Here is a 15,192-nt window from a genome sequence, read left to right on the forward strand (position 1 = left end):
CGCCATTTGCGTTTCCGTGTCCTCTTCGACATGTCCTGTGTACATAACCGAGGACAGGGCGCCCGTCGAGGGGTCACGCACGGGCGATCGGCGCCGAGCGGGCGTCCGCGGCCCTCAGGAGGTCGTCCGGGGACAGCTCCACCTCCAGGCCGCGGCGGCCGGCCGAGACGTAGACCGTCGGGTGCTCCGCGGCCGAGACGTCCACGACCGTGGGGAGCTTCTTGCGCTGGCCCAGCGGTGAGATGCCGCCGACGACGTAGCCGGTGGTGCGTTCCGCGAGCGCCGGGTCCGCCATCGCCGCGCGCTTGCGGCCGACCGCCGACGCCAACGCCTTGAGGTCGAGAGAGCGGGTGACCGGGACCACGGCCACGGTCAGCGTGCCGTCCACGTCCGCCACGAGGGTCTTGAACACCCGCTCCGGCGCCACCCCGAGCGCCTCGGCCGCCTCCTCCCCGTACGAGGGGTGGGCGGGGTCGTGGTCGTAGGAGTGCACCCGGTAGGTCACGCCCGCGGCCGTCAGGGCCACCGTCGCGGGCGTGCCGCCCGCCCGTCGCCCACCACCGCCCTTCTTCGCATGCGCTGCGCGCGCCCCTTCTTCCTGCTGCTTCTTCGGCTTCTTCGGCACCGGCCATCGGCTCCCTGTTCGCGCTTCAGTTCAGGCTCGTCGGACCACGGGTCAGCTCCACCGCCGGCAGCGACGGCAGGCCGCGGATGATGGCTGCCTCCGCCCGCAGCAGTCTCAGCTCGTCGCGCAGGCGCGAGGCCGTGTCCGGGGCCTGGAGGAGGCGCTGCTTGGTCGGGGTGTCGAGCATCATCGCCGCCGCCACCAGGTACGAGACCACGGACGGCTCGTCCGGCAGCTCCGCCCCCGTGGACAGCGACCGCTCCCGGGCGCCCGCCAGCCGCTTCTGGTACTGGCGGAAGGCGCGCAGCACCCCCTCGGCCAGCGCCCCCGCCTCGTCGCCCGGCTGCTCCGGGAGTTCCTCCAGCTCGGCCGTCAGGAACGGACCCGACGCGTCCACCGACTTCAGGCGCACCCGGGTCGTGCCGGTCGCCAGCACCTCGAACGTCCCGTTGTCGCGCTCCCGGACGGTCGCCGCGTCCGCGACGCAGCCCACCCCGTGGAACGCCTTCAGCGGGTTCTCGCCGAAGCCCGCCGCCGGACCGCGCTCGGGCAGGGCCGTCGGGTCCGGCATGCCGGGGGCGCTGGGCGCGACCTCGTGGCCGTCGCGGATCGCGACGACGGCGAACCGGCGGGGAGCGGACTCGGGGGTCTTCAGCAGCTCGCGCATCATGGCGCGATAGCGCTCCTCGAAGACGTTCAGCGGGAGCACGAGTCCCGGGAACAGCACCGAGTCGAGGGGAAAGAGCGGCAGCCGGACGGTGGTCACGACGCAAGAGCCTAATGGTCACCGGGACACGTTCGTCCGGCGCGCCCGCCGAGTGGACGGGAGGGGACACCGCGACGCACGGGAACTCCCTGGTCAACCACGGTCGCACCCGTCCTTCGGTACGGTCTCGCCGCCCGTCGTCACGGTCGCACCCGTCCGTCAGTTCCGGGTCAGCAGCCTCGTCGCCCCCGCCGCCACCGCCGTCGCCAGGATCCAGCCCACCATGATCACCACGGCGGCCAGCCACTGCCACACCCCGTGCAGCTGCCAGTAGCCCACCTGCCCGAGGTCCACGACCGGCAGCAGCAGGTCCAGCGCGAACAGGGACGCGTTCCACGGCGGGTGCTCGCCGCCCTTGATGGGCGGGTGGTCGGCGCGCGAGAAGGCGATCGAGGTCGCCGCCCACAGCACCGCCATCCACACCGCGGCCCGGCCCGGCCGGTACCCGTACCCGACCGTCCAGTCCTGGGTGTAGCCCCACAGCTTGCCCGCGAGCGGCAGGTTCTCGCGGCGGTGGCGCTGCTTGGTGAGGAGCACCTCGCGAGCGTCCTCGTCCTCCCCGCCCGCGCGGAGCACGGCGGCCAGCCGCTCGTACGGCTCCGGGTTGTACTCGGCGGTCGCGGCCGCCACCCAGTTCAGCCGTCTGGCCAGCGGGAACGGGCCGCGCGGCACCAGGTTCTCGTACGTGAAGCCGCCCATCTGGATGCGGCCCGGGCCCGGCCAGCTGTCGGCCCTGTCCATCAGGTTGACGATCCGCGCGCCCGACAGGACGACCCTGCCGCGCTCCGGTCTCTCGCACAGGAAACGCAGCTCGGGCACCTGCACCCGGCGCAGCGACAGCTCCTGGTCCTCGGCGAGCAGGAACCGGGCGTGTTCCAGGTCGACCGAGTCGCCGAACCGGCCGTCGTCGAGCCGTATGCCGCCCTGGCAGCTGAACCGCTGCACGCGCGTGCCCTGCGCCGGGGTGATGCCGACGCTGTAGTACGGGGTGGAGAGGGCCGCCGGGGTGAGGTAGAGCGTGCGCTCCACGGTGAGCTGCGGGGCGTTCAGCGCCAGGCGCCCGTACTGGTTGGACAGCCGGGAGCCGCGCAGGCTCAGCGACACGCCGACCGTGGCGCCGCGCAGACTGAACTCGCCGTGCGACTCCAGCAGCTCGGCCTGGAGGTCCTGCCCGACGGTCAGACCGTCGCCGTTGATCGAGCGGCCGCGCCGGTCGCGGTAGACCACGGCCTGGTTGAGCAGCAGGTCCGTGCCGATGTGCGCGTCCGTCAGCCGTATCCCGTTGTGCACCCGGCAGCGCGCCAGGTGCAGGTCGCCCTCGGTGTGCACGCGGGCCGCCTCCAGCCGGGGCAGCGAGCAGTCCAGCAGCCGCACGGTGGTGAACCGGGCCTCCGGCAGCCGCACCTCCTGCTCGAACCGGCAGCCCTTCAGCTCCACGTACGGCACGACCGTGCCGCCCGCCAGGTCGACGGGGCCCGTGATCTGGACGCCCACCAGCTTCAGCGCCGACACCCGGCCCGCGAGGGCGGGCGGCCCGTCCAGCAGCAGCCAGCACACGATGCGCGCCCGCACGGTGCGCTCCGGCCCCCAGAAGTGCCCGGAGTGCGGGTCGTCCACCGCAGCGTCGCCGCTGCGCAGGTCGTACACGCTGCCGTTGCGGAAGGCCTGCCACATCCCGATCTCGGCGGCGGTCAGGTCGTCCGGTGGATCCCCCGGCCGGACGTCTGCACCTTCACTCACGGCTCGCGTCCCTTCTGCCCCGTACCCCGTCTGCCGCCCGGGCGGACGCAGATTCCCCACGCCGCCCGGCCGCCTCATCTACCCGCGGGTTCGCACACCCGTCCCATGCCCGCTGAGTGACGTCCTGAACACTAAACGTAAAGGCGATCTTCACGGATCCCCGCCGGTCGTGTATCAGCCACTGGAACGCGCGCACGGCCCGCCGCACGGGTCTGAGAGAATTGGGCGTGTGATCTCCCGAATCGATCTGCGCGGCGAGGCCCTCACGGAGTTTCCGTCGGGGTCCGCCCTGCGCGACCTGCTGCCCCGAGCCGACTTCGACGTCGCGGCCGCCCTGGACAAGGTGCGCCCGATCTGCGAGGACGTGCATCATCGGGGCGACGCGGCGCTGATCGAGTACGCCGAGCGGTTCGACGGCGTCCGCCTCACGTCGGTACGGGTCCCGGCCGAGGCCCTCACCGAGGCGCTGGAGCAGCTCGACCCGGCCGTCCGTGCGGCCCTGGAGGAGTCGATCCGCCGCGCCCGCGCCGTCCACCGCGAGCAGCGCCGCTCCACGCACACCACGCAGGTCGTCCCCGGCGGCACGGTCACCGAGAAGTGGGTGCCGGTCGAGCGCGTCGGGCTGTACGCGCCCGGCGGCCGGTCGGTCTACCCGTCCTCCGTGATCATGAACGTGGTGCCCGCGCAGGAGGCCGGTGTCGGCTCCATCGCGCTCGCCTCACCCGCGCAGGCCGAGTTCGACGGCCTCCCGCACCCGACGATCCTCGCGGCCTGCGCGCTGCTCGGCGTCGACGAGGTGTACGCGGCCGGCGGCGCGACCGCGGTCGCGATGTTCGCGTACGGCACCGAGTCCTGCCCGCCCGCCAACATGGTCACCGGCCCCGGCAACATCTGGGTCGCCGCCGCCAAGCGGTACTTCACCGGCGTCATCGGCATCGACGCCGAGGCCGGCCCGACCGAGATCGCGGTCCTCGCCGACGACACCGCCGACCCGGCGCACGTCGCCTCCGACCTGATCAGCCAGGCCGAGCACGACCCGCTCGCCGCCGCCGTCCTCGTCACCGACTCGGTCACCCTGGCCGACGCGGTCGCCAAGGAGCTGGAGCCGCAGGTCGCGGCCACCAAGCACATCGAGGACCGGATCCGCCCGGCCCTCGCCGGCCGGCAGTCCGCGATCGTCCTCGTCGACGGCGTCGAGGAGGGCCTGAAGGTCGTCAACGCCTACGGCGCCGAGCACCTGGAGATCCAGACCGCCGACGCGGCGGCGCTCGCCGAGCGCGTCGTCAACGCGGGCGCGGTCTTCGTCGGCCCCTGGGCGCCGGTCTCGCTCGGCGACTACGCGGCGGGCTCCAACCACGTCCTGCCCACCGGCGGCTGCGCCTGCCACTCCTCCGGCCTGTCCGTCCAGTCCTTCCTGCGCGGCATCCACATCGTCGACTACACGAAGGACGCGCTGGCGGACGTCGCGCACCACGTGGTCACGCTGGCGGAGGCGGAGGACCTGCCCGCGCACGGGGCGGCGATCAAGGCACGGTTCGGGTGGAAGGTGCCGGAAGGCAAGTGACGAACGTGACTGACGTGACCGATGTGAAGAACGTACGCATCGACGACCTCCCCGTACGGGACGAGCTGCGCGGCAAGTCCCCCTACGGCGCGCCGCAGCTGGACGTCCCCGTACGCCTGAACACCAACGAGAACCCCTACCCGCTTCCCGAACCGCTCGTCGAACGGATCGCCGAGCGGGTGCGCGAGGCGGCCCGCGACCTCAACCGCTACCCCGACCGGGACGCGGTCGAGCTGCGCACGAAGCTGGCCGAGTACCTGACGCGGACGGCCGGCCACCCGGTCGCCACCGAGAACGTCTGGGCGGCCAACGGCTCCAACGAGGTCATCCAGCAGCTGCTGCAGACCTTCGGCGGACCCGGCCGCACCGCGATCGGTTTCGAGCCCTCGTACTCGATGCACGGGCTCATCGCGCGCGGCACGGGCACGGGCTGGATCAGCGGACCGCGGGGCGAGGACTTCACCATCGACCTCGAGGCGGCCGAGAAGGCGATCGCCGAGCACCGCCCCGACGTCGTCTTCATCACCACCCCGAACAACCCCACCGGCAACGCGGTCCCGCGCGCGACGATCCTCGCCCTGTACGAGGCCGCGCAGGCGGCGAAGCCGTCGATGGTGGTCGTGGACGAGGCGTACGTCGAGTTCAGCCACGGCGACTCACTGCTGCCGCTGCTGCCGGGCCGCCCGCACCTCGTGATCTCCCGGACCATGTCCAAGGCGTTCGGCGCGGCGGGCCTGCGTCTCGGCTACCTCGCCGCGCACCCGGCCGTCGTGGACGCCGTCCAGCTCGTCCGGCTGCCGTACCACCTCTCCGCCGTCACCCAGGCGACCGCGCTGGCCGCCCTGGAGCACACCGACACGCTGCTCGGCTACGTCGAGCAGCTCAAGACGGAGCGGGACCGGCTGGTCGCGGAGCTGCGCGGACTCGGCTACGAGGTGACCGAGTCGGACGCGAACTTCGTGCAGTTCGGGCGGTTCGACGGCGCGGACGGCGCCCACCGGGCGTGGCGCGCGATCCTCGACCGGGGCGTCCTGGTCCGGGACAACGGGGTGCCGGGGTGGCTGCGGGTCACCGCCGGAACCCCCGCCGAGAACGACGCGTTCCTCGACGCGGTACGTGAACTCAAGAAGGAGCGACAGGCATGAGCCGCGTAGGGCGCGTGGAGCGCACCACCAAGGAGACCTCGGTGCTCGTCGAGATCGACCTCGACGGCACCGGCAGGACCGACATCGCCACCGGCGTCGGCTTCTACGACCACATGCTCGACCAGCTCGGCCGTCACGGCCTCTTCGACCTCACGGTCAAGACCGAGGGCGACCTGCACATCGACTCGCACCACACCATCGAGGACACCGCCCTCGCCCTCGGCGCCGCTTTCAGGCAGGCCCTCGGCGACAAGGTCGGCATCTACCGCTTCGGCAACTGCACGGTCCCGCTGGACGAGTCCCTCGCCCAGGTCACCGTCGACCTCTCCGGCCGCCCCTACCTCGTGCACACCGAGCCCGAGAACATGGCGCCGATGATCGGCGAGTACGACGTGACGATGACCCGGCACATACTGGAGTCCTTCGTCGCCCAGGCCCAGATCGCGCTGCACGTCCACGTGCCGTACGGGCGCAACGCCCACCACATCGTGGAGTGCCAGTTCAAGGCGCTGGCCCGGGCGCTCCGGTACGCCAGCGAGCGCGACCCGCGCGCGGCCGGCATCCTGCCCTCCACGAAGGGCGCACTGTGAACGGACTGTCGACCCTCCTGATCGTCGTCGGTCTGTTCCTGATCGGCGGGATCATCTCGTTCGTCAAGCAGAAGATGCCCACAAGCCTGATAGTGCTGCTGTCGATCGGCGCGGCGATGTGTCTGGTCGCGGGCATCCTGAGGCTGGAGGTGTGGAATTGAGCACCCCGACACCTGCTGGTGGCACTCGCAAGAAGGTCGTCGTCTTCGACTACGGCTTCGGCAACGTCCGGTCGGCCGAGCGCGCCCTCGTGCGCGCCGGCGCCGACGTCGAGATCACCCGTGACTACGACAAGGCCATGAACGCCGACGGCCTGCTGGTGCCCGGCGTCGGCGCCTTCGCCGCCTGCATGCGCGGTCTGAAGGAGGCGCGCGGCGACTGGGTCGTCGGGCGCCGGCTGGCCGGCGGACGCCCCGTGATGGGCATCTGCGTCGGCATGCAGATCCTCTTCGCACGCGGCATCGAGCACGGCGAGGAGGCCGAGGGCCTCGACGAGTGGCCCGGCACGGTCGGCCCGCTCCAGGCCGACGTCGTCCCCCACATGGGCTGGAACACGGTCGACGTCCCGGCCGGTTCGGAGCTGTTCGCGGGCCTCGACCCGGACGCACGCTTCTACTTCGTGCACTCCTACGCCGTCCACGACTGGACGCTGGAGTCGCACAACCCGGCCCTGACCGCCCCCAAGGTCACCTGGTCGACGCACGGCAAGCCGTTCGTGGCGGCCGTCGAGAACGGCGCCCTGTGGGCCACCCAGTTCCACCCCGAGAAGTCCGGCGACGCCGGAGCGCAGCTGCTCACCAACTGGATCGGAACCCTGTAGACCATGGCCAAGCTCGAACTCCTCCCCGCCGTCGACGTCCGTGACGGCCAGGCCGTCCGCCTCGTGCACGGCGAGTCCGGCACGGAGACCTCCTACGGCTCCCCGCTGGAGGCCGCCCTCGCCTGGCAGCGGTCGGGCGCCGAGTGGCTGCACCTGGTCGACCTGGACGCCGCGTTCGGCACCGGCGACAACCGGAAGCTGATCGCCGAGGTCGCCGGGGCCATGGACATCAAGGTGGAGCTGTCCGGCGGCATCCGCGACGACGACACCCTCGCCGCCGCCCTCGCCACCGGCTGCACCCGCGTCAACCTGGGCACCGCCGCCCTGGAGACCCCCGAGTGGGTCGCCAAGGTCATCGCCGAGCACGGCGACAGGATCGCCGTCGGCCTCGACGTCCGCGGCACCACCCTGCGCGGCCGCGGCTGGACCCGCGACGGCGGCGACCTGTACGAGACGCTGGAGCGCCTGAACAAGGAGGGCTGCGCCCGCTACGTCGTCACGGACATCGCCAAGGACGGCACGCTCCAGGGCCCCAACCTGGAGCTCCTGAAGAACGTCTGCGCGGCGACGGACCGTCCGGTCGTGGCCTCGGGCGGCGTGTCCTCGCTGGACGACCTGCGGGCCATCGCCTCCCTGGTGCCCGACGGTGTCGAGGGCGCCATCGTCGGGAAGGCCCTGTACGCGAAGGCGTTCACCCTGGAAGAGGCCCTCGAGGCCACCTCGTGAAAGCGTGAGACTGTGAAGAGGGATGCGGTGTCATGACCTCCGAAGCCGTACGGCGCGTGCAGAGCGGTAGTGCCTGGGAAGAGTCCTTCGGTTTCGCACGCGCCGTCGCGGCGGGCGACCGCGTGCTGGTGGCGGGCACGACGTCCCTCCAGGGCGACGTGCTGTACGGGGAGGGCGACCCGTACGAACAGGCCAAGGTGGCCTTCACCAACGCGCTGGAGGCGATCGCGGAGTTCGGGCTCGACGCCCGGTCGGTGGTGCGGACGAGGATGTACCTGACCCACCTCAGGGACGTGGACGAGGCGGGCCGGGCCCACAAGGAGCTCTTCGACGCGGTGCGCCCGGTGGCCACCCTGCTGGTCGTGGAGAACTTCATCGACTCCCGCATCCTGGTCGAAGTGGAACTGGAGGCCTACCGGGCCCCGGACAAGCCGTAGCCGACAAGTCATAGCCGAGCCGTAAGGCCGCAGAGCCGTATTCGTAAGGAGCCGTGGACCCATGACCCTGGCGGTCCGAGTCATCCCCTGCCTGGACGTGGACAACGGCCGGGTCGTCAAGGGCGTCAACTTCCAGAACCTCCGCGACGCGGGCGACCCCGTCGAGATGGCCAAGGTGTACGACGCCGAGGGCGCCGACGAGCTGACGTTCCTGGACATCACCGCGTCCTCCGGCAACCGCGAGACCACGTACGACGTGGTGCGCCGCACCGCCGAGCAGGTCTTCATCCCGCTGACCGTCGGCGGCGGCGTCCGCACCGCCGAGGACGTGGACAGGCTGCTGCGGGCCGGCGCGGACAAGGTCGGCGTGAACACCGCCGCCATCGCCCGCCCCGACCTGATCCGCGAGATCGCCGAACGCTTCGGCCGCCAGGTGCTCGTGCTCTCCGTCGACGCCCGCCGCACGGAGACCGGCTCCTTCGAGGTCACCACCCACGGCGGCCGCAAGGGCACCGGGATCGACGCGGTGGAGTGGGCGCACCGGGCCGCCGAGCTCGGCGCGGGCGAGATCCTGCTCAACTCGATGGACGCCGACGGCACCAAGGACGGCTACGACATCGAGATGATCGAGGCCGTCCGCAAGCACGTGCGCGTTCCGGTCATCGCCTCCGGCGGCGCGGGCAGGCTGACCGACTTCCCGCCGGCCGTCGCCGCGGGGGCCGACGCGGTCCTGGCCGCGTCGGTCTTCCACTTCGGCGACCTGCGGATCGGCGAGGTCAAGCGGACGCTGCGGGCGGCGGGGCACCCCGTGCGGTGACGCTCCGTCTGGCATGTGTCACCGGCCGTTGCCGCGCGGCCGGGGCTTTTCGGTGCCGACGGCGCCGGTTGGGAGCGCCCGCCACGGACTCGTAACGTAGGCCCGGTGACCGATCATGAGGCGACAACCGCCACGACGGAGCGCCCCGTCCTCTCCGGGTTCCCCGTCCTCCCCGAGCGCCCCGCGCACCGCGATCCCAACGTCCTGCGCTGGCTCGGCGCGTACACCGCGTCCATGCTCGGCGACAACATCTACTACCTCGCGTTGTCCTGGGCCGCCGTCCAGTCCGGTACGCCCGCGCAGGCAGGGGTCGTGACGGCGCTGAGCGCCCTGCCGCGCGCCCTGCTGATGCTGGGCGGGGGAGTGCTGGCCGACCGCTTCGGCCCCCGCAGGGTCGTCATCGGCAGCGACGTGGTGCGCTGCGTGACCGTGCTGGTGGTGGCCGCCCTGCTGTTCGCGACCGAGCCCGGGCTGTGGCCGCTGGTGGTGCTCTCCCTGGTCTTCGGCACGGTCGACGCCGTCTTCATGCCGGCCGTGGGCGCCCTGCCTGCACGTGTCACCGGGCCCGGACAGCTCGCCCGGGTACAGGGGATGCGCGGCCTCGCGATCCGCTTCGCCAGTGTCGTCGGCGCGCCGCTGGGCGGTCTCGGCGTGGCGCTGGGCGGACCGGCCACCGCGTTCGGGCTGGCCGGGCTGCTGATAGCGGTGTCCGTGCCGCTGCTCGTCCGGGTACGCATCGCCGACCTGCCCGGGGACGAACGGACCGGCGACGGTCAGAGCGCCGGGGGCACCGCGTGGCGCGACCTCAAGGACGGCCTGACCTACATCCGGCGCCACCGTGTCCTCGCCCCGCTGGTGGCCGCCATCGCCCTCGGCGACCTGGGCTTCGTCGGCCCGATGAACGTCGGGGTGACCCTGCTCGCCCAGGAGCGGGGCTGGGGCGCGTCCGGCATGGGCTGGGTGCTCGCGGGGCTCGGCGTCGGCGCGGGCGTGGCGGCCCTGCTGCTGACCGTGCGCGGGAGCCTGCCGCACGCCGGGATCGTGATGCCGGTGGCCGTCCTCTTGGGCTCGGCCGCCATCGCCGCGCTCCCGTACGCGCCGGGCGTGGTGGCCGCCGCGGGCGTGGCCGCGCTCGTCGGACTGCTCACCGGCCTAAGCGGCGCCCTGTGCGGCGCCCTGCTGCAGACCCAGTCCGCACCCGCCTACCTGGGCCGCGTCAGCTCCGTCGCCGGCATCGTCAGCCTCGGCCTGGCCCCGCTCGGCCTCCCCCTGACGGCCACCGCGATCGGCCTCTGGGGCCCGGCCCCCGTCTTCGCCGTCAGCGCCGCGGTGTGCGCCCTGGGCGGCGTACTGCCCCTGTGCGTCCGGGACCTGCGCCGGGTACAGCTGCCGCGCTGACCTGCCGGCTGTCGGGGGCCGTGGTCACCGGAGCGGCGGCCGGACCCCGGGGCAGCCCCCCTCGGCTGGCCGGGGCCCGGTCCGGTGCCGGCGGGCGGCGTCGGTCAGATGCCCAGCTGCTTGCTCTCGTGGATCTTCGCGATCGCGTCCTTGTCGCCGTCCAGCGCCACGTCGGCGGCCTGCTGGCGGCCGTACAGGAACAGCAGCAGTTCCGACGGCTCGCCGGTCACCGTGACCACCGGGGTGCCCTTGTGGGCGACCACCGTGCGGCCGTCCGGGCGGCGCAGCACCAGGCCCGTCGGGGCGCTGCGGCCCATCAGGCGGGCCATGCGCTCCAGCCGGGACCACAGCGCGTCCTGGAACACCGGGTCCAGCTCACGCCGCGTGAAGTCGGGCTGGGCCCGGCGCACGTCCTCGGTGTGGACGTAGAACTCGACGACGTTCGCGGCCTCGTCGATCTGCTTCAGGGAGAACGGCGAGAAGCGCGGCGGACCGGTGCGGACGAGCTGGACCAGCTCCTCGTACGGCTTGGCGGTGAACTCCGCCATCACCTTCTCCAGCCGTGACGCGAGCGGCTTGACGAAGGCGCCCCCGGCGGCGTCCGGGCGGCGCTCGCGGACCGCCACGTGCGCGGCGAGATCACGCGTGCGCCAGCCCTCGCACAGGGTCGGCGCGTCGGGGCCCACGGCCTCCAACAGGTCGGCGAGGAGAAGTCGTTCACGCTTGGCATGGGTCGACATGGAGCCAGCCTACGACCGGGCGGCGGGCGGGCCCAGCGCAGTACGCGCGTCGGCGCGAAACCGCCCACGGCGCGCAGCCGGTGCGGCGCGCGGTCCGGCCCGTGGACAGGCGCGCGGCGCGGCCCGCACGGCGCGGCACAATGGCACCCATGACCAGCACGCCCCCGCCCCGCACCCCCAGCGGCCTGGACCCCGCGATCGCCGCGCGTCTCAAGCGCAGCGCCGACGGGCTGCTCCCCGCCATCGCCCAGCAGTACGACACCGGTGAGGTGCTCATGCTCGGCTGGATGGACGACGAGGCACTGCACCGCACGCTCACCACCGGCCGCTGCACGTACTGGTCGCGCAGCCGCCGGGAGTACTGGGTGAAGGGCGACACCTCCGGCCACTTCCAGTGGGTGAAGTCCGTCGCCCTGGACTGCGACGCCGACACCGTCCTGGTCAAGGTCGACCAGGTGGGCGCCGCCTGCCACACCGGCGCCCGCACCTGCTTCGACGCCGACGTGCTGTTCACCGCCGGCGGCCAGGAGACCCCCGGACAGGACGCCGCCTCCGCCGCACCCGCGTGCGATCAGTAGGGTCGACCGCCATGACCGCCATGGACCTTGAGACGTTCCGCAAGCTGGCCGGCGACCGACGGGTCATTCCCGTCGTCCGCAAGCTCCTCGCCGACGGCGACACACCGGTCGGGCTGTACCGCAAGCTCGCCGCCGAACGCCCCGGCACCTTCCTGCTGGAGTCCGCGGAGAACGGCCGGTCGTGGTCCCGCTACTCCTTCGTCGGCGTCCGCAGCGCCGCCACCCTCACCGAGCGCGACGGACAGGCCCACTGGCTCGGCACCCCGCCCGTCGGCGTCCCCACCGGCGGCGACCCGCTCACCGCGCTGCGCGCCACCGTCGAGGCCCTGCACACCCCCCGCGACCTCGCCCCCGGCCTGCCGCCCTTCACCGGCGGCATGGTCGGCTACCTCGGCTACGACATCGTGCGCCGCCTGGAGAACATCGGCCCCGGCGACCACGACGAGCTGCGGCTCCCCGAGCTGACCATGCTGCTCACCAGCGACCTCGCCGTCCTGGACCACTGGGACGGCACGGTGCTGCTCATCGCCAACGCCATCAACCACAACGACCTCGACACCGGCGTCGACGAGGCGTACGCGGACGCGGTCGCCCGCCTCGACGCCATGGAGACCGACCTCTCCCGCCCCGTCGCCCAGCCCCCCGCCGTCCTCCCGCCCTCCGAGCTGCCGGAGTACACCGCCCGCTGGGGCGGCCCCGACTTCCGGGCCGCCGTCGAGGACGTCAAGGAGCGCATCCGCGCGGGCGAGGCCTTCCAGGTCGTGCCCTCCCAGCGCTTCGAGACGCCCTGCACCGCGAGCGCGCTCGACGTCTACCGGGTGCTGCGGGCCACCAACCCGTCCCCGTACATGTACCTCCTCCGCTTCGACGGCTTCGACGTCGTCGGCTCGTCCCCCGAGGCCCTGGTCAAGGTCGAGGACGGACGGGCGATGGTGCACCCCATCGCGGGCACCCGGCCGCGCGGCGCGACCCCGCAGGAGGACCAGGCCCTCGCCGACGAGCTGCTCGCCGACCCCAAGGAGCGCGCCGAGCACCTCATGCTCGTCGACCTCGGCCGCAACGACCTCGGACGGGTCTGCGAACCCGGCTCCGTCGAGGTCGTCGACTTCATGTCCATCGAGCGGTACTCGCACGTGATGCACATCGTGTCCACCGTGACCGGCCGGGTCGGCGCGGGCCGTACCGCCTTCGACGTGCTGACCGCCTGCTTCCCGGCCGGCACGCTCTCCGGCGCGCCGAAGCCCCGCGCCATGCAGATCATCGACGAGCTGGAGCCGTCCCGCCGCGGCCTGTACGGCGGCTGCGTCGGCTACCTGGACTTCGCGGGCGACTCCGACACCGCCATCGCCATCCGTACCGCCCTGCTGCGCGACGGCACCGCGTACGTGCAGGCGGGCGCGGGCGTCGTCGCCGACTCCGACCCCGTGGCCGAGGACACCGAGTGCCGCAACAAGGCGGCGGCGGTGCTCCGCGCGGTCCACAGCGCGAACCGGCTCGCGCAGGGCGGCTGACCATCGGGGACGGACCGGGGGCGAGCCGCCGGTGAACCCCGGGTGACGAAACGTCCGGGGTTCAGGCGATAGTGGAGACGTGACCGCAGCACCTCACCCCCGTTCCCAGACCGCGTCCCCCCGCCCCGGCCGGCGCAGCCTCGCCGTCGCGCTGCTGGCCGGCGCGCTCGGCGCCGCCGTCGCGCTGCTCGCCTCCCGGCAGCGCTGGTCGGCGGCGACCGCGACGGTCGCGGGCGGCGACTTCCCGCTCACGGCCCAGGGCAGCGACGTCACCGGCGTGCCCGCCGCCCTCGCCATAGTCGGCCTGGCCGCGCTCGTCGCCGTCTTCGCCGTCCGCAGAGCCGGACGGGTCCTGGTGGCGGCGCTGCTCGCGCTCTCCGGCGCCGGGACGATCGCCGCCGCGCTGCTCGGCGCCTCCGACCGGGCCGCGCTCGACGAGAAGGCCGCACAGGCGTCCGGCGACGCCTCCGCCACCGTCCACGCGCTCAGCCACACCGCCTGGCCGTACGTGGCGGCCGCCGGCGGCGCACTGCTCCTGCTGGCCGGGCTGCTCGCGCTGAGATACGGCAGGCTGTGGCCCGCGATGTCCGGCCGCTACGAGCGCGACGGGACGCCCCGCCCGCGCAAGGCCCGGGCGGTGGACCCCGAGCGACCCGAGGAGCTGTGGAAGGCACTGGACCGCGGCGAGGACCCGACGGGCACGTAGGCCGCGGGGACGACCCCGACCGCGCCTCCCACGCGCGCGTACGGGACAATGGACGGCGAGCGTACGACTCACACGCATCGCACCACACACCCACGAGGAGCAAGTCATGGCGGGCAGCAGCCACGGCAGCAGCCACGGTCACACCCCGGCCGCCTGGACCGGTGTCATCATCGCCTTCATCGGTTTCTGCGCCGCCGGCACCTTCATGGTGGCGGCCCACCCGGTGGGCTTCTGGGCCAGCATGGCCGTCGTCCTCCTCGGCGGTGTCGTCGGCGGGATCATGCGCCTGATGGGCCTCGGACAGTCCAAGGAGGCCCACCCGGTGCACAAGATGGCGGGCGACGGCGAGCCGGCGGGCGCCAAGAGCTGACACCCGTACGGCGGCCTCGCGAGGACGGGGCCCCGTACGGCCGCGCACGAGGGGCGGGTCCCGGCAGCGGTGCCGGGCCGCCCCTCGCGCGCGCCTGCGCCCCGCGCCGGGCACAATGCGTGGTGTGAACGACGACAGCCGGGGGACGGCGACAGCGGGCGGCGCCGGGGCCCGGCTCAGGAGGCTGGCCGTGCCCGGGGGCGTGCTCGCGGCCGTGACCGGGGCGTTCGCGTACGTCGCGGCCGTGGACCCGAACGAACCCGGCCACTACCCGGTCTGCCCGCTGCTGAACCTCACCGGCCTGTACTGCCCGGGCTGCGGCGGACTGCGCGCCGCCCACGCCTTCGCGCACGGCGACCTCGCCACCGCCCTGACGGCCAACGCGGTGGCCGTGCTCGCCTTCCTCGGCTTCGCCGTGGTGTGGACCGTCTGGGTGACCCACCGGGTCCGCGGCCGGCCGCTGCGCGTCGAGCTCGCGCCCGTGACGCTGTGGTCGCTGGGTACGCTGGTGACGGTCTTCACCGTTGTCCGGAACCTGCCGTTCGGTGGCTGGCTCCATCCTTGATCGAATGACGGACGTCCAGGTAGTGGGACCGGCGTCAACCGGATGCGAGGCCTACGCCCTCCTCCGGATACCATCGCAGTGACCACCGTCAAAA

At 73.1% G+C, this 15,192-nt stretch carries 18 protein-coding genes; 14 read left to right on the plus strand and 4 right to left on the minus strand.

Going from position 1 to position 15,192, the window contains the following annotated elements:
• Positions 1-73 precede the first annotated feature (73 nt).
• From ybaK to IEZ04_RS20415, 3 genes are all read right to left on the minus strand, one after another.
• Positions 74-526, minus strand: coding sequence for a Cys-tRNA(Pro) deacylase (ybaK, locus tag IEZ04_RS20405; protein ID WP_229821148.1), 453 nt, complete (start codon positions 524-526; stop codon positions 74-76).
• Positions 527-650: 124 nt separating this feature from the next.
• Positions 651-1,391 (minus strand): LON peptidase substrate-binding domain-containing protein, encoded by a 741-nt coding sequence (locus IEZ04_RS20410; protein WP_189218360.1) that lies wholly within the window; start codon positions 1,389-1,391, stop codon positions 651-653.
• A gap of 159 nt (positions 1,392-1,550) precedes the next feature.
• Positions 1,551-3,131: an oxidoreductase gene (locus tag IEZ04_RS20415; protein WP_189218361.1), complete on the minus strand. Its 1,581-nt coding sequence runs from the start codon at positions 3,129-3,131 to the stop codon at positions 1,551-1,553.
• 229 nt (positions 3,132-3,360) lie between these two features.
• On the opposite strand from IEZ04_RS20415, the gene hisD reads away from it, so the two are divergent.
• The 9 genes from hisD to IEZ04_RS20460 all read left to right on the plus strand — a co-directional run bounded on the left by hisD (position 3,361) and on the right by IEZ04_RS20460 (position 10,628).
• The gene (hisD, locus tag IEZ04_RS20420) at positions 3,361-4,695 is read left to right on the plus strand and encodes a histidinol dehydrogenase (protein WP_189218362.1); all 1,335 of its coding nucleotides are present in this window, start codon (positions 3,361-3,363) and stop codon (positions 4,693-4,695) included.
• 23 nt (positions 4,696-4,718) lie between these two features.
• The gene (locus IEZ04_RS20425) at positions 4,719-5,840 is read left to right on the plus strand and encodes a histidinol-phosphate transaminase (protein ID WP_189218474.1); all 1,122 of its coding nucleotides are present in this window, start codon (positions 4,719-4,721) and stop codon (positions 5,838-5,840) included.
• Positions 5,837-6,430: an imidazoleglycerol-phosphate dehydratase HisB gene (gene hisB, locus IEZ04_RS20430; protein ID WP_189218363.1), complete on the plus strand. Its 594-nt coding sequence runs from the start codon at positions 5,837-5,839 to the stop codon at positions 6,428-6,430. The genes IEZ04_RS20425 and hisB overlap by 4 nt, the downstream gene beginning before the upstream one ends.
• Positions 6,427-6,591 (plus strand): CG2302 family histidine operon protein, encoded by a 165-nt coding sequence (locus IEZ04_RS20435; RefSeq protein ID WP_189218364.1) that lies wholly within the window; start codon positions 6,427-6,429, stop codon positions 6,589-6,591. Before hisB ends, IEZ04_RS20435 begins: the two co-directional genes overlap by 4 nt.
• Positions 6,588-7,250 (plus strand): imidazole glycerol phosphate synthase subunit HisH, encoded by a 663-nt coding sequence (hisH, locus tag IEZ04_RS20440; protein WP_229821139.1) that lies wholly within the window; start codon positions 6,588-6,590, stop codon positions 7,248-7,250. Before IEZ04_RS20435 ends, hisH begins: the two co-directional genes overlap by 4 nt.
• Positions 7,251-7,253: 3 nt before the next feature.
• Positions 7,254-7,976 (plus strand): bifunctional 1-(5-phosphoribosyl)-5-((5-phosphoribosylamino)methylideneamino)imidazole-4-carboxamide isomerase/phosphoribosylanthranilate isomerase PriA, encoded by a 723-nt coding sequence (priA, locus tag IEZ04_RS20445; RefSeq protein WP_189218366.1) that lies wholly within the window; start codon positions 7,254-7,256, stop codon positions 7,974-7,976.
• 32 nt (positions 7,977-8,008) lie between these two features.
• Positions 8,009-8,413 carry a RidA family protein gene (locus tag IEZ04_RS20450; RefSeq protein ID WP_189218367.1) on the plus strand — a complete coding sequence of 135 codons (405 nt, stop codon included), beginning with the start codon at positions 8,009-8,011 and terminating at the stop codon, positions 8,411-8,413.
• A 61-nt stretch (positions 8,414-8,474) separates the two neighbouring features.
• Entirely contained in the window at positions 8,475-9,230 is a 756-nt protein-coding gene (hisF, locus tag IEZ04_RS20455) for an imidazole glycerol phosphate synthase subunit HisF (RefSeq protein ID WP_189218368.1), read from the plus strand.
• A gap of 105 nt (positions 9,231-9,335) precedes the next feature.
• A complete protein-coding gene (locus IEZ04_RS20460) occupies positions 9,336-10,628 on the plus strand; it encodes an MFS transporter (protein ID WP_229821140.1) in 1,293 nt (430 codons plus the stop codon).
• Between the two features lie 104 nt (positions 10,629-10,732).
• Here the strand turns inward: IEZ04_RS20460 and IEZ04_RS20465 are convergent, their stop codons facing one another.
• Positions 10,733-11,368, minus strand: coding sequence for a TIGR03085 family metal-binding protein (locus IEZ04_RS20465; RefSeq protein WP_189218369.1), 636 nt, complete (start codon positions 11,366-11,368; stop codon positions 10,733-10,735).
• Positions 11,369-11,508: 140 nt separating this feature from the next.
• Here IEZ04_RS20465 and hisI point away from each other — a divergent pair, with 140 nt between their 5' ends.
• The 5 genes from hisI (at position 11,509) to IEZ04_RS20490 (ending at position 15,098) form a co-directional block, all read left to right on the plus strand.
• Positions 11,509-11,946 carry a phosphoribosyl-AMP cyclohydrolase gene (gene hisI, locus IEZ04_RS20470; RefSeq protein ID WP_189218370.1) on the plus strand — a complete coding sequence of 146 codons (438 nt, stop codon included), beginning with the start codon at positions 11,509-11,511 and terminating at the stop codon, positions 11,944-11,946.
• Positions 11,947-11,966: 20 nt separating this feature from the next.
• On the plus strand, positions 11,967-13,457 hold the full coding sequence (locus IEZ04_RS20475; RefSeq protein ID WP_189218476.1) for an anthranilate synthase component I: 1,491 nt from the start codon (positions 11,967-11,969) through the stop codon (positions 13,455-13,457).
• A 79-nt stretch (positions 13,458-13,536) separates the two neighbouring features.
• Positions 13,537-14,163: a TIGR02234 family membrane protein gene (locus IEZ04_RS20480; protein ID WP_189218371.1), complete on the plus strand. Its 627-nt coding sequence runs from the start codon at positions 13,537-13,539 to the stop codon at positions 14,161-14,163.
• A gap of 106 nt (positions 14,164-14,269) precedes the next feature.
• Entirely contained in the window at positions 14,270-14,533 is a 264-nt protein-coding gene (locus IEZ04_RS20485) for an HGxxPAAW family protein (protein WP_189218372.1), read from the plus strand.
• 115 nt (positions 14,534-14,648) lie between these two features.
• Complete coding sequence (locus tag IEZ04_RS20490; protein WP_189218373.1) at positions 14,649-15,098, plus strand: DUF2752 domain-containing protein; 450 nt, start codon at positions 14,649-14,651, stop codon at positions 15,096-15,098.
• Positions 15,099-15,192 lie beyond the last annotated feature (94 nt).

The sequence above is a fragment of the Streptomyces ruber genome (genome assembly GCF_014648075.1).
In the GTDB taxonomy this organism is placed as follows: domain Bacteria; phylum Actinomycetota; class Actinomycetes; order Streptomycetales; family Streptomycetaceae; genus Streptomyces; species Streptomyces ruber.

Bases quoted from the DNA above. Each gene is read 5' to 3' on its own strand.
- hisF (WP_189218368.1), top strand. From the start codon at position 8,475: ATGACCCTGGCGGTCCGAGTCATCCCCTGCCTGGACGTGGACAACGGC.
- IEZ04_RS20475 (WP_189218476.1), top strand. From the start codon at position 11,967: ATGGACCTTGAGACGTTCCGCAAGCTGGCCGGCGACCGACGGGTCATT.
- IEZ04_RS20450 (WP_189218367.1), top strand. From the start codon at position 8,009: ATGACCTCCGAAGCCGTACGGCGCGTGCAGAGCGGTAGTGCCTGGGAA.
- IEZ04_RS20465 (WP_189218369.1), bottom strand. From the start codon at position 11,368: ATGTCGACCCATGCCAAGCGTGAACGACTTCTCCTCGCCGACCTGTTG.
- priA (WP_189218366.1), top strand. From the start codon at position 7,254: ATGGCCAAGCTCGAACTCCTCCCCGCCGTCGACGTCCGTGACGGCCAG.
- IEZ04_RS20485 (WP_189218372.1), top strand. From the start codon at position 14,270: ATGGCGGGCAGCAGCCACGGCAGCAGCCACGGTCACACCCCGGCCGCC.
- IEZ04_RS20490 (WP_189218373.1), top strand. From the start codon at position 14,649: ATGCGTGGTGTGAACGACGACAGCCGGGGGACGGCGACAGCGGGCGGC.
- hisI (WP_189218370.1), top strand. From the start codon at position 11,509: ATGGCACCCATGACCAGCACGCCCCCGCCCCGCACCCCCAGCGGCCTG.
- hisB (WP_189218363.1), top strand. From the start codon at position 5,837: ATGAGCCGCGTAGGGCGCGTGGAGCGCACCACCAAGGAGACCTCGGTG.